This is a genomic window from Terrabacter sp. R4-6, assembly GCF_057529065.1.
Map to the genome: position 1 here is coordinate 2906006 of NZ_CP197224.1, position 13347 is coordinate 2919352.

General features: G+C 69.4%; 9 protein-coding genes and 3 tRNA genes. 7 read left to right on the forward strand and 5 right to left on the reverse strand.

The window, feature by feature from the left end; genetic code table 11:
* Positions 1-105: 105 nt before the first annotated feature.
* Positions 106-2442: a (Fe-S)-binding protein gene (locus ACSSS0_RS13615; protein WP_435987393.1), complete on the reverse strand. Its 2337-nt coding sequence runs from the start codon at positions 2440-2442 to the stop codon at positions 106-108.
* 277 nt (positions 2443-2719) lie between these two features.
* Between ACSSS0_RS13615 and cysK the strand changes: the two genes are divergently transcribed.
* The 5 genes from cysK (at position 2720) to ACSSS0_RS13640 (ending at position 6650) form a co-directional block, all read left to right on the forward strand.
* The gene (cysK, locus tag ACSSS0_RS13620; protein WP_487228403.1) at positions 2720-3649 is read left to right on the forward strand and encodes a cysteine synthase A; all 930 of its coding nucleotides are present in this window, start codon (positions 2720-2722) and stop codon (positions 3647-3649) included.
* Between the two features lie 68 nt (positions 3650-3717).
* Complete coding sequence (cysE, locus tag ACSSS0_RS13625) at positions 3718-4467, forward strand: serine O-acetyltransferase (protein WP_487228404.1); 750 nt, start codon at positions 3718-3720, stop codon at positions 4465-4467.
* A 168-nt stretch (positions 4468-4635) separates the two neighbouring features.
* A tRNA-Ser gene (locus ACSSS0_RS13630) sits at positions 4636-4723 on the forward strand.
* A gap of 645 nt (positions 4724-5368) precedes the next feature.
* Positions 5369-6217, forward strand: coding sequence for a dihydropteroate synthase (gene folP, locus ACSSS0_RS13635; RefSeq protein ID WP_487228405.1), 849 nt, complete (start codon positions 5369-5371; stop codon positions 6215-6217).
* A gap of 229 nt (positions 6218-6446) precedes the next feature.
* Positions 6447-6650: a cold-shock protein gene (locus tag ACSSS0_RS13640; RefSeq protein ID WP_013491183.1), complete on the forward strand. Its 204-nt coding sequence runs from the start codon at positions 6447-6449 to the stop codon at positions 6648-6650.
* A 101-nt stretch (positions 6651-6751) separates the two neighbouring features.
* Here the strand turns inward: ACSSS0_RS13640 and ACSSS0_RS13645 are convergent, their stop codons facing one another.
* On the reverse strand, positions 6752-8281 hold the full coding sequence (locus ACSSS0_RS13645; protein WP_487228406.1) for an LCP family protein: 1530 nt from the start codon (positions 8279-8281) through the stop codon (positions 6752-6754).
* A gap of 191 nt (positions 8282-8472) precedes the next feature.
* On the opposite strand from ACSSS0_RS13645, the gene ACSSS0_RS13650 reads away from it, so the two are divergent.
* Positions 8473-8562, forward strand: a tRNA-Ser gene (locus tag ACSSS0_RS13650).
* 168 nt (positions 8563-8730) lie between these two features.
* On the opposite strand, the gene ACSSS0_RS13655 is transcribed toward ACSSS0_RS13650, so the two are convergent.
* Both ACSSS0_RS13655 and ACSSS0_RS13660 read right to left on the reverse strand, forming a co-directional pair.
* Positions 8731-9261: a DUF6328 family protein gene (locus tag ACSSS0_RS13655; RefSeq protein ID WP_487228407.1), complete on the reverse strand. Its 531-nt coding sequence runs from the start codon at positions 9259-9261 to the stop codon at positions 8731-8733.
* Between the two features lie 203 nt (positions 9262-9464).
* On the reverse strand, positions 9465-11309 hold the full coding sequence (locus ACSSS0_RS13660; protein WP_487228408.1) for a phosphoenolpyruvate carboxykinase (GTP): 1845 nt from the start codon (positions 11307-11309) through the stop codon (positions 9465-9467).
* Positions 11310-11762: 453 nt separating this feature from the next.
* Here ACSSS0_RS13660 and ACSSS0_RS13665 point away from each other — a divergent pair.
* A tRNA-Arg gene (locus ACSSS0_RS13665) sits at positions 11763-11835 on the forward strand.
* A 125-nt stretch (positions 11836-11960) separates the two neighbouring features.
* On the opposite strand, the gene ACSSS0_RS13670 is transcribed toward ACSSS0_RS13665, so the two are convergent.
* A complete protein-coding gene (locus ACSSS0_RS13670; protein WP_487228409.1) occupies positions 11961-13220 on the reverse strand; it encodes a threonine/serine exporter family protein in 1260 nt (419 codons plus the stop codon).
* Positions 13221-13347 lie beyond the last annotated feature (127 nt).

Sequence of the window (13347 nt, forward strand, 5' to 3'; positions counted from 1 at the left end):
ACCCGCTGATACACGCCGACGCCGCCGGACGGCATACGCGAAGGCCCCCTCCGCGGGTGCGGAGGGGGCCTTAGTCAGGCAGCGGGCGTATGCCGTCCGGCGCGGTCAGGCGACCGGTGCGGGCTCCGGGTCCGGCTGGGGCTCAGGCGTTTCCGCCTCGTCCGGCTCCCCGCCGCCGTCGCCGCGACGCACGGCGGCGAGCAGCATCTGGGCGACGTCGACGACCTCGACGGCGTCGGTGGCCTTGCCGTCCTGGATCGCGGCGTTGAGTCCGTCGGAGAGCATGACCTTGCAGAACGGGCAGCCGACGGCGATGCGCTCGGCGCCCGTCGCGAGGGCCTCCTCGGTGCGGTTGGTGTTGATCCGCGTGCCGAGCTTCTCCTCCATCCACATGCGCGCGCCACCGGCGCCGCAGCAGAAGGACTTCTCCTTGCTGCGCTCCATCTCGGCGTACTCGACGCCGGGCAGGATCTGGAGCAGCTCGCGCGGCGGCGCGTAGACCTGGTTGTGGCGGCCGAGGTAGCAGGGGTCGTGGTAGGTGACCTTGGCGCCGGTCGACGCCGCACCGGTGGCCACGGCGTCACCCGGGCGGGCGACGGGGGTCAGGCGCTTCTCGCGGACGAGGCGGTTGAGCAGCTGCGTGTGGTGCAGCACCTCGTACTGTCCGCCGAGCTGCGGGTACTCGTTCTTGATGGTGTTGAAGCAGTGCGCGCACGTGACGACGATCTTCGTCGCGCCGACCTCGTTGAGGGTCTCGACGTTCTGCTGGGCGAGCATCTGGAAGAGGAACTCGTTGCCGGCGCGGCGGGCCGAGTCGCCGGTGCAGGCCTCGCCGTCACCGAGGACGGCGAAGGAGACGCCCGCGGTGTCGAGCAGCTCGGCGACGGCGCGGGTCGTCTTCTTGGCGCGGTCCTCGTAGGCGCCGGCGCAGCCGACCCAGAAGAGGTAGTCGACCTCGGAGAGGTCCTCGACGTCCTGCCCGACCTGCTTGACCTCGAAGGGGAGGTCCTTGGCCCAGTCCATCCGCAGGCGCGGCGCGAGTCCCCACGGGTTGGAGTTCTTCTCGAGGTTCTTGAAGAGGCCGTTGAGCTCGGCGGGGAAGGCCGACTCGATGAGGTTCTTGTAGCGACGCATGTCGACGATGGCGTCGACGTGCTCGATGTCGACAGGGCACTGTTCGACGCAGGCGCCGCACGTCGTGCACGACCAGAGCACGTCCTCGTCGATGACGGCGTCGGGCCCGTGCGGGTTGTAGGCCTGGAGCGGGTGGCGGATGTCGTAGCCGGTCTCACCGACGAGCTGCTCGGTCGCGACGGCACCCTTGGTGGCGTCGCTGAAGCCCTCGGCCGACTCGATGCCGCCCGCGCGCACCTCCTCGGAGGCGAGCAGCCACGGGGACTTGGCGTGCGCGTGGTCGCGCAGCGTCATGACGAGCAGCTTGGGGGAGAGGGGCTTGTCGGTGTTCCAGGCCGGGCACTGGCTCTGGCAGCGCCCGCACTCGGTGCACGTCGTGAAGTCGAGCAGGCCCTTCCACGTGAAGTCCTCGACCTTGCCGACGCCGAGCGCGGCGTCCTCGTCGAGCTCGTCGACGTTCTCGAAGTCGAGCGGCTTGCCGTCGACCTTGATCGGCTGGAGCTCGCCGAGGCTCGTGCGGCCGTCGGCGTGGCGCTTGAAGAAGATGTTGAAGAAGGCGAGGAAGCGGTGCCAGGCGACACCCATCGTCGGCTGGAGCGCGATGGTGATCATCCACGCGAAGGAGATGAGGATCTTGATCGCGGCGATGACGACGATGAGGTTCTCGATGGCGCCGACCGACAGGCCGGTGAAGAAGTTGCCGATCCAGCCCGTCAGCGGGAAGTGGAGCGCGGTGTCCATGCCGGTGCCGGTCTTGCGGGCGAGGGTCCACTCGAGCGCGCGGAGCAGGCCGATGCAGAGCGTGACGCCGAGGATCGTCAGCTCGACGTAGTAGGCCTGCCACCACGTGGAGCCGAAGAAGCGGCTGCGGCGCCCGTCCTCACCGGCGGCGGAGCGCGGGTGGTTCTTCTGGCGGATCGCCATGAGCACGAGGATGCTGATGAAGCCCGCGAAGGCGAAGAAGTCGGTGATCCACTCGTAGGGGAAGAAGTGGCCGATGACCGGCAGCACGAACTCCGGCGCGAAGAGCTGGCCGAACGCGTTGAGCAGGGTGAAGAAGAGGACGCCGAAGCTGACCATCGTGAACCAGTGCGCGATCGCGACGACCGGCAGCCGCGACATGCGCGTGTGGCCGAGGAACTCGCGCAGCAGCGTGCGGGTGCGGGCTCCCTTGTCGTCGCCGCGGTCCTCGGGCTGGCCGAGGCGGAAGGTCGCGAGGAAGTGGTTGACCGTCTTGACGAGCAGGGCGACGGCGACGGCGGTGACGCCGAGGCACACGACGACGGCGACGATCTGGAGCGCACTCATGCCGGGGAGTCTACTGACGCGTGAGCAAGCGCTTAGTGATTGTGACGGCCGTCGCGGCGTGACGCTCGTCCCCTTCGTCCCGCGGTGGGCGGCGTGCGCCGGCGGGGTAGGGAGGGAGGCCGTATGCCGTGTGGCCGGTTCGAGGGACGCCCGGATCATGGGCGCGGGCTTGGCAACGGATAACGACGTGTTGGAATATGCATAACGAGAACTCGGTTGTCGGAGACAATCGAGGCGACAGACCGCTCCGCCGTACCCAGCCGAAAGGGCTCCAGCAATGCCGATCTACGACGACGTGACCAAGCTGATCGGCAACACGCCGCTCGTGCGCCTCAACAAGGTCACCGACGGGGCGCAGGCGACCGTCGCCGCCAAGCTCGAGTTCTACAATCCTGCCAACTCCGTCAAGGACCGCATCGGCGTCGCGATCATCGACGCGGCCGAGGCGAGCGGGCAGCTCAAGCCCGGCGGCACCATCGTCGAGGCCACGTCGGGCAACACCGGCATCGCTCTCGCCATGGTCGGCGCGGCCCGCGGCTACAAGGTCGTGCTGACGATGCCCGAGTCGATGAGCAAGGAGCGCCGCGCGCTGCTGCGTGCCTTCGGCGCCGAGCTCGTCCTCACCGACCCGTCGACCGGCATGAAGGGTGCGGTCGCCAAGGCCGACGAGATCGCCGCCGAGCGCGGCGGCGTGCTCGCCCGCCAGTTCGCCAACGAGGCCAACCCGGAGATCCACCGCAAGACCACCGCGGAGGAGATCTGGAAGGACACGGACGGCGAGGTCGACATCGTCGTCGCCGGCATCGGCACGGGCGGCACCATCACCGGTGTCGGCCAGGTGCTCAAGGCCCGCAAGCCGAGTGTCCAGATCATCGCCGTCGAGCCCGAGGAGTCCCCGATCCTCAACGGCGGCCAGCCCGGTCCGCACAAGATCCAGGGCATCGGCGCCAACTTCGTCCCCGAGATCCTCGACACCGAGGTCTACGACGAGGTCATCGACGTCAACGCCGAGACCTCCGTGAAGTGGGCCCGTCGCGCCGCGACCGAGGAGGGACTGCTCGTCGGCCTCTCGTCCGGCGCCGCCATCGCCGCCGCCGTCCAGGTCGCCCAGCGCCCCGAGAACGCCGGCAAGACGATCGTCGTCATCATCCCGTCGTTCGGCGAGCGCTACCTGTCGACGATCCTCTTCGAGGGTCTCGTCGACTGACGTCGTCCCGTCAGCCCGGGTCCACCCGGTCCGCCCGCCCCACCCGCACCGCCACCGAGGAGTCGTGCATGAGCACCGCACCACAGATCGACCACGAGCCCAGGCCGGCCGAGAAGCCGCTGACGCTCGTGCGCGGTGATGGCGCGGCCCAGGCGGTCGGGGTGACCGGGGAGCCGGCGGCGACTGCGACCTCCCACGCAGCCGCCGTCGTCCCGGGCGAGCGGTCGTATGCCGGCCCGCTCGGCCGCGTGCGGAAGCTCACCGACCGCGTCCTCGAGGACGTCGACGGCGCGATCGAGCGCGACCCCGCGGCCGGCTCGCGCCTCGAGATGGTCCTGACGTCGCCCGGCCTGCACGCCATCTGGGCGCACCGCGGGCTGCACGAGCTGTGGAAGCGCCCGGGTGGGCGGCTTCCGGCGCGGGTGCTCGCGACGGTGGCGCGCTCGATCACGGGCGTCGAGATCCACCCGGCGGCCCGGCTCGGGCGGCGCTTCTTCATCGACCACGGCATGGGCGTCGTCATCGGCGAGACCGCCGAGGTGGGCGACGACGTCATGATCTACCACGGCGTCACCCTCGGCGGCCGGTCCATGGAGCACGTCAAGCGTCACCCGACGGTCGGCAACCGCGTGACGATCGGCGCCGGCGCTCGCGTCCTCGGGCCGATCCGCGTCGGTGACGACGTCCAGATCGGCGCGAACTCCGTCGTCGTCAAGGACGTCCCCGCGGGGGCCGTGGCGACGGGCATCCCGGCGGTCATCCGGTTCCCGAAGCGCGACGCCACCAACCAGTGGCTCGACCCGGCGATGTACATCTGACCCATCCGCTCGGTGAGGGCTGCCGACTGGTGCTGCACATGGTCCCGCGTCCGGCGGCGTGAGGACCCCACCAGAGGCAGCACCATGCCGCGCATCACGACGCGCGAAAGCCGTCGCCGGGATGATTCGGACGGGTGGGGAGGCCGCGGCTAGACTTCCGCGGACACTGGAGGGCTCGCATAGTGGCCGAGTGCGGCGGTCTTGAAAACCGCTATGGGTTCACAGCCCATCGTGGGTTCGAATCCCACGCCCTCCGCCGAAGAGCTCCGTCGGGAGCCTGCGACCGCCGAGAGCTCTCGGCGGCAGGACGACGGATGAAGGGGACTGCTGGGCCCTGACCGGATCCGGGCATGAAAAAAGGGCCTCCGGAGATCCGGAGTCCCTTTTGTTCTCATGCACTGGCCTCGACGGTGAGCCCAGCGGTTGCACGCGCTCTCAGAGCAGGCCGAGCCTCTCCTCGAACGTCGTGCTGGAGTTGTACTGACCGACCGGCATGGACGTGGACGGACGGTTCATGGCCGCGAAGAACGACACGATGTACGACATCTCTGTATTCAGTTTCCTTGGTGACTGGGCCCGCTGACGCGTCGTCGCGAACCCGGTTGGTCGACCGTCATTGCGGGACGATCAGGACCGGCAGACCACCCGCGACCCGGCCGGGAGCGTGGCCGGGCCGTGGGCGATGTCTGCTCCACAATGGTAACAGTTCCGCAACCATGCTCTCGACACTCGTTGACCTTTGCGCGACCCCATGAGATACGACAGTGTGACCAGACATTCCGGCTCGGATCCCGCGCCCGACACTGCCGAGATCCTGAGCCGGCTGGCCCCGCTCCAGCTCCCGTCCGCGAGTCCTCTCGTCCTACGGGGCCGGCGCTTCGACGCCGCGTCGCCTGCCGTCATGGCCATCGTCAACCGGACCCCTGACTCCTTCTTCAGCGGCAACCGCCACGCCGACCTCGAGTCCGCGAAGGCGGCCCTCGAAGAGGCGGTCGAGCGCGGCGCCGACCTCGTCGACGTCGGTGGTGTGCGCGCCGGGCAGGAGGGCGAGGTGGTCGACGCCGACGAGGAGATCCGGCGCGTCGTGCCGTTCCTGCAGTGGGCACGGACCGTGCACCCGGAGGTCCTCCTGAGCCTCGACACGTGGAGGTCGGAGGTGGCCCGCGAGGCGGCCGGCGTCGTCGACCTCGTCAACGACACGTGGGCCGGGCACGACCGGGACCTCGTCCACGTCGCGTCGGACATCGGCGCCGGCTACGTCATCTCACATACCGGCGGCCTTCCGCCCCGGACGGATCCGGTCGACGTCACCTACGGCGACGACCCCCTCGACGTCGTGCGGGACGTCGTGCGCACCCTGGCCGACGGTGCCCGCGCGGCCGAGCGGGCCGGCATACCTCGTGAGCGTATCCTCGTCGACCCGACGCTCGACTTCGGCAAGACCACCGCCCACTCGCTCGAGGTGCTGCGGCACACGGCTGACATCGCAGACCTGAACTACCCTGTGCTGCAAGCGATGTCGCGCAAGGACTTCGTCGGGGAGTCGCTCGACCTGCCGGCCGAGGAGCGCCTCGAGGGCTCGCTCGCGGCCACGGCGGTCGCGGCCTGGCTCGGGGCCACGGTCTTCCGCGCGCACGACGTCAGGGCGACCCGTCGCGTCGTCGACATGGTGGCCACGATCCGTGGCGACCGACCCCCACGGCTTGCGCTCCGCGGCACGCCGCGTGACGGCGCGACGAACGGTTCCTGAACGCACAAAATCTGGTCCCGTCCGACGGGCCGAACGGCCGGTATTCTGCTAGGTTCGTCGCGGTTGCAGTTGCAGTTCCTCGTAGTCGAGCAGGTGCCCGTCATCCGCAACGGTGACGGGATTTCTTTTCGGCATCGGTGGGTTCGCGCCCGTCGAGTGGAGTCAAAGCGGCAGCTTGGGATGCGCGAGGTGCGTTGTCCCACACGCTAAAGAAGGAAGAGTTACCCGTATGGCACAGGGCACCGTCAAGTGGTTCAACGCTGAAAAGGGCTTCGGCTTCATCGCCCAGGACGGCGGCGGCCCCGACGTTTTCGTCCACTACTCGGCCATTCAGTCGAACGGTTACCGTTCGCTGGACGAGGCGCAGCGAGTCGAGTTCGAGGTCACGCAGGGTCCCAAGGGCCCGCAGGCCGACGCAGTTCGTCCGCTCTGATCACTCGAGCAACAGCAACGAGCGACACCAACCTCAGTCGTTTGTGACAAAGCCCCCGGCCATCGGCCGGGGGCTTTGTTGTGGGTCGGCGGTCCCGCGGGTCAGCAGGTCTCGTAGGACTCGGTGCTCGACGTCGTCGGGGTCTTCGTCTTCGTCGGCGTGCTCGTCGACGTCGAGGAGGGCTTGGGCGTGGCCGGCTTCGGCGGCGCGATGCCCTTCTGGACGAGCTCGCGGATGAGGTCGTAGTCGGGGTCGTTGGAGTAGACCTTCTGCTTCTGCGTCAGGGCCACGCTCGTGATCTTCGACTTCTGCACGCGCTCGACGAGCTCGACGAAGGCCGGGAGGTTCTGCACCGGGATGTCGGTGTAGATGTTGTCCTTGAGGATGCTCGCGACCTCGGGGTACTTCGTGACCATCTGGGCCGGGTTGACCTGCTGGACGATTGCCTGGACGACACAGCGCTGGCGCATCTGGCGGAAGGTGTCGCTGTCGGCGGCGCGGGTGCGGGCGTACCAGAGGGAGTGGTAGCCGTCGAGGTGCTGGCGTCCGGGCTCGAAGTAGCCCTTGACGCCGAAGATGCTGCCGTCAGCGGCGTGCTCGCCGCCGATCGTCAGCTTCGTGCCGTAGCCGCTCAGCTTGACGTTGATGTCGAGTCCGCCCATGGCGTCGATGAGGCGCGAGAAGCCCTTGAGGTCGATGACGACCATCTGGTCGACCTCGAGCCCGGTGATCTCCTGGACGGCTCCGCGCAGCTCGACGCGGCCCGGCTGCTCGCCGGCCGGGTAGGCGCCCGGGTGGGCCTTCGCGTAGTTCTCGGCGTCGACGTAGAGGTTGGTCAGCATGCACTGGCCGGCGCCCTGGTCGCAGGCGCTGTCGGGCGAGCCGAACTGGCCCGACGGGTAGATGGCGCGCAGCGGGCTCTTCGGCGCGAGGGGCGCCTTGAGCAGGTTGCGGGGCATCGAGATGAGAGCCGTGCGCCCGGTCTTGGTGTCGACGCTCGCGAGGATCATCGAGTCGGTGCGGATGCCGATGCGGTCGGCGCCGGCGTCGGAGCCGAGCAGCAGGATGTTGACGCGGGCCTGGTCGGCCCACGGGTCCTCGCCCTCGGAGACCTGGGCGCCGGCTCCGGGGGTCGTGGGGGTCTTGCCGAAGACCTGCGCCACGGTGCTCTGCGTGATCGTGGCGTACTCGGCGAACTTGAACGACGAGCCGGCGACGAGGAAGACCATCAGGGTGGTGAAACCGGCGAGGAGGCGCGTGCGGGCGCGGTCGAGCCGCGTCGGGCGCGACTGGACGGCAGTGAGGATGATCGAGCCGCACCAGAGGACGCCGCCGATGACGAACACGACGGCGAGCGTCTGGAGCACCGTGGGGCGCGCGACGATCGACAGCGCGGCGTTCGTCACACCGCTTCGCATCACGTAGTACGCGCCGACGCCGAGGCTGACGACGGCCAGCACGAGCAGCAGCCAGCCGAACGTGCGGCTGCGGGTCTGGGTCAGGCCTGCTCCGGGGACGACGGTGCCGAGGGCGGTGAGCCCGACGGCGCGACGGAAGCCTGACTTGAGCTCGCGTCGCAGCGCCTCGCGGGTCGGGGGCGCAGCCGGACCTCGCGTGTTCGGGTAGGTCATGGAGTCCTCTCTGCATCGGCCCGTGCGCACGAGCCGATGCACATTGTGCCCTGCCAACCTGATATGTGCCGCATCGAGTTGGGTAAGGCGCCCGGCGGCGTCCACCCCCGGTTTGGGTCGGGCCCACCCGTGCCGGTAGCCTGTGCTCGCCCGTGCATCCGACGTCGCCTCGGCGGCCTCGTCGCGGGCACGGAGGCGTCGCATAGTGGCCTAGTGCGCCCGCCTGCTAAGCGGGTTGAGGATAAAACCTCTCGCGGGTTCAAATCCCGCCGCCTCCGCCAACGAAGAAGGACCCCCGACACGCTTGTCGTCGGGGGTCCTTCTTCGTTGTCGAACGCGTGGGATGTGGGAGGAGCCGCGACGGCGTCCCGCCGCCTCCGCCCCGAGCGTGTCCACAGAACGTGGCCTCTCGACGGTTGGGAGGCGGCAGAACGTGGCCTCTCGACGGTTCAGGAGGAGGAGGGGCTCCCGTCCGTGCCCGCGCCGTCCTCGCCCTTCAGGTGCTCGCGCGCGCTGCCCTTCTTCGAGAGCGGCACGCCGACCCACAGGGCCAGCCCGAGCACGCCCAGCGCGCCGCCGAACCAGAACGCGGCCGTGTGCGACATCAGCACGTCGAGCACGAGCACGACGCCCCCGATGATGCCGAGCCCGAGCGTGAACAGGCCCACGCTCATGAGGCGGTCGGTGTAGGTGACGATGAAGTCCTTGAGCCCGTCGCGGAAGAGGGTGCGGTGCAGCGCGACGGGAGCCGTGAAGACGATGACGCTCACGGCGGCGGCCATGAGGGTGAAGACGTAGATGCCCCGCTGCAGGTCGCTCAGGGTCGTGAAGCGCTGCTGGAACGGGATGGTCAGCAGGAAGGCGAAGAGGATCTGGACGCCGGCCTGGGCGATGCGCAGCTCCTGCAGCTGCTCACCGAAGTTGCGATCGATCCGCTCGGCCTCGGTCTCGTCGCGGGTGTAGGGGTGTGAGTCGCTCATGGCCAACCAGTACCCCACGAAGGCCACCTGACGACAGGGGGCCGTATGCCGCGTGCTCGGCGACACGGCATACACCCTCGGTGCCGGGTGGGCTCCACGACGTCAGGGACCCCCGGCATGACGGAGGGCCCGGCACCGTGAGGTGCCGGGCCCTGCATCACGTCGTCCGCCGCCCGCCGGCCAGCAGGCGGTGGACCGACCTCTCAGCGCTCGCTGACGCGGGCCTTGAGGGCGTCGAACTCGGACCACAGCTCCGCGGGGAGCTGGTCGCCGAACGTGTCGAACCACTCCTTGATGAGGGGCAGCTCCTTCTCCCAGTCGGCCGCGTTGACCTTGACGGCCTTGGCGACCTGCTCGGGCGTCATGTCGAGCCCGTCGATGTCGATGGCGCCCTCGGTCGGCACGAACCCGATCGGGGTCTCCACGGCATCGGCGTCGCCCTCGAGGCGCTCGATGACCCACTTGAGGACCCGGCTGTTCTCGCCGAACCCGGGCCAGAGGAAGGAGCCGTCCTCCTCGTCGCGACGGAACCAGTTGACGCCGAAGATGCGGGGGAGCTTGGAGGCGTCCGCGCTCTTGCCGATCTCGAGCCAGTGGTTCATGTAGTCGCCGGCGTGGTAGCCGATGAAGGGGAGCATCGCCATCGGGTCGCGGCGCACGACGCCGACGGCGCCGGTCGCGGCAGCGGTGGTCTCCGAGGAGAGCGTCGCGCCGATGAAGGTGCCGTGCTGCCAGTCGCGCGACTCGTAGACGAGCGGCACGGTCGTCTTGCGGCGGCCGCCGAAGAGGATCGCGTCGATCGGGACGCCGTCGGGGTTGTCGTACTCCGGGGCGATCATCGGGCACTGCGACGCCGGGGTGCAGAAGCGGCTGTTGGGGTGGCTCGAGAGCGTCCCCGCCTTGCCGTCCTCGGGCGTCCAGCTGTTGCCGTGCCAGTCGGTGAGGTGTGCCGGCGGCTCGTCGGTCATGCCCTCCCACCACACGTCGCCGTCGTCGGTCAGGGCGACGTTGGTGAAGACCGAGTTGCCCTTCTCGATGGTGGCCATCGCGTTGGGGTTGGTCGACTCGCCCGTGCCGGGGGCGACGCCGAAGAGCCCGAACTCCGGGTTCACGGCGTAGAGGCGGCCGTCCTCACCGAAGCGCATCCAGGCGATGTCGTCGCCGACCATCTCGGCCTTCCAGCCGGGAACGGTGGGTGTGATCATCGCGAGGTTCGTCTTGCCACAGGCGGACGGGAAGGCGGCCGCGATGTAGTGGACGGACCCCTTGGGCGAGGTGAGCTTGAGGATGAGCATGTGCTCGGCCATCCAGCCCTCGTCGCGGGCGATCGCGGAGGCGATGCGCAGCGAGTAGCACTTCTTGCCGAGGAGGGCGTTGCCGCCGTAGCCGGAGCCGTAGCTCCAGATCGTGCGCTCCTCGGGGAAGTGGACGATGTACTTCGTGTCGGAGCACGGCCACTTCACGTCGGCCTGGCCCTCGGCGAGCGGGGCACCGACCGAGTGGAGCGCCGGCACGTAGTCGGCGTTCGTCTCCTCGATCTTGTGGAGCACCTTGTCGCCGCAGCGGGCCATGACGAGCATCGAGACGACGACGTAGGCGGAGTCGGTGATCTCGACACCGAACATCGGGACCTTGGCGTCGAGGTGACCCATGACGAACGGGATGACGTACATGGTGCGGCCCTGCATGCTGCCGCGGTACAGCTCGGTCATCCGAGCCTTCATCTCGTCGGGCGCCATCCAGTTGTTGGTGGGCCCGGAGTCCTTCTCGTCGACGGAGCAGATGTAGGTCTGCCCCTCGACGCGCGCGACGTCACTGGGGTCGGAGGCGCAGTAGAAGGAGTTCGGCTTCTTGCTCTCGTTGAGCCGCACGAACGTGCCGGCCTCGACGAGCTGGTCGGTCAGCTCGGTCCACTCCTCGGCGGAGCCGGTGATCCAGCGGATGTCGCGGGGCTGCGTCAGCTCGGCGACCTGCTCGACCCACGCGGCAAGTCCCGCGTGCGTCGTGTGTGTCTGTTTCTCGTGGGTCGTGGTCAACTCGGGGCCCATCCCTTCGCGCGCGGTGCCGCCCGGCACCACGTCGTGCCGGTGTGAAGCTGCTCCGCAGGTGGATCCTGGGCGAGCCCGGATCGGGCCGCAGGTGTCCACATGCTGAACAGATGACGTGATGACTTCAAGGTACGCGCCGCCGTGGCCACCGTTGACCGCATGCGGGCGCCGGAGCGGTGAGACGCCTCACATGACCTCGGTGCCGCAAGAAATACGACGACCCGCTGTCGGTTTCTTGCAGGAATTTCAGTACTCCCCAGTACCGGGCCAGGTGTCGTCGCGGCCTCCTCCGGAGCCGCGGACGTATGCCGTCCGCTGCGCCCTGCGCGCCGGTGCGGGCCGGGTGCGGGCGGGCTGTCCGGCCGCTCCCGCAGGCTCGGGCCGGGGCCGATTTCGTGGATGCGGACCCGAGGCGCTAAGGTAACTTTTCGTTCCTCCGAGTGACGGAACGACGCACCCGTAGCTCAACGGATAGAGCATCTGACTACGGATCAGAAGGTTTGGGGTTCGAATCCCTACGGGTGCACTCTGTGTTGAGACAGAACCTTGGGCCCTGACCCGCAGCAATGCGGATCGGGGCCCTTTGTCGTGTCCGCCCCGACCCGGTCGCGTCGTGCTCGGCCGACCAGGCGGTCTCCCGACCGACCCGAGTCAGCCGCGGGCCGTCGGCGCGGCGGACGGGTGAGCACGGCCGGTGGTCGAGGGGAGGCGCTCGGTCGCGAGCACGCCGATGGCGAGCGCGATCGCGACGGAGGGCATCTGGACGAGGAAGTCTCGGAGGTCCGCGAACCCGGAGATGATGTCGTCGCCGAGGAGGGCCGTGGCGCCGCGCAGGCCCAGGCCCCCGACCGTGAGGACGAAGAACCCGCCGAGGAGGAGCACGAGCCGCGGCGGGCGACCCGGCGGCCTGGAGGCGATCCCCGCGAAGGCGCCGAGGGCGATGCCGGCCAGGAGGGTGCCGGTGATGTCACCCACGAGCCGCGTGGCGCCCTGCTGGACGAGGAAGGTGCCGATGACGGTCGGGACGAGCCACGGCAGGGCCGCGAGCGGGGCGTTGAACGCGAGGACGAGACCCACCGAGAACGGCACCCACGCCAGCACGACGGCGATGAACGGGAGGGTGGGCTCGACCGGGGTCTCCGTCAGGAGACGGTCGTTGCCCGTGATCTCGGCGGCCGCTGCGATGCCGACGACGATCAGGGCGAGGACGAGCGCGGCGTAGACGAGCCGCGTGGCGCCGGACGTGATGCGGCCGGCGATGAGCTCCGCGGCGGCAGCCGAGAGGTAGTCGCCCGGGACGACGATGAAGAGCGCCGGGACGACGACGAGCACGACCCCGGTCCTCGTCGCGAGGCCGGTCAGCAGGAGCGCGGCGATCAGCGTCAGGACGAAGGCGCCGATGAAGGGGGTCAGCGCCTCGAGGCGACGCCCTTCCAGTGACACGAGCAGCACCCCCATGACGGTGCCCAGGACGACGGTCGCCGCGACCTCACCCGTGGTGGCCACGACGCTGGGTGCGAAGCCGACCGTGAAGAGCACGACGCCGACGACCCGCAGCCACCACGGCCACCGAGGTGCGCTGCGCTCGACCGTGTCGAGACGGCGGGAGGCCTCGGGGAGCGTCAGGCCCTGCTCGACGTCCGAGACGAGGGCCTCGAGCTCCACGACCTGGTCCAGTCGTGACAGGCCGGGCGTGGACCTCACGACCGCGACGCGGGCGGAGTCGCCCGTGCCGACGTCCGTGAGCAGCACCTGCTCGGGGAGCACGAGCATCTCGACGTCCACGCCGAACGCGCGGGAGACACGGCCCACTGCACGCTCGAGCATGACGACGCCCTCGCCGCTCGAGCGCAGGAGCAGCGCCGCGATCCTCACCGTGACGCCGAACGGGTCCGCACCGGCCTGGTCCACGCGGCCAGCCTCGGGCGCCACGCCACGGACGTCGTCACTCGCGCGGAATGAGACGCGGAACGAGAAGTGGAATGAGACAGGACGCCACGCGCCGGCCGGCTCCGGCCGAGGGGGCGTGCTGCCCCGG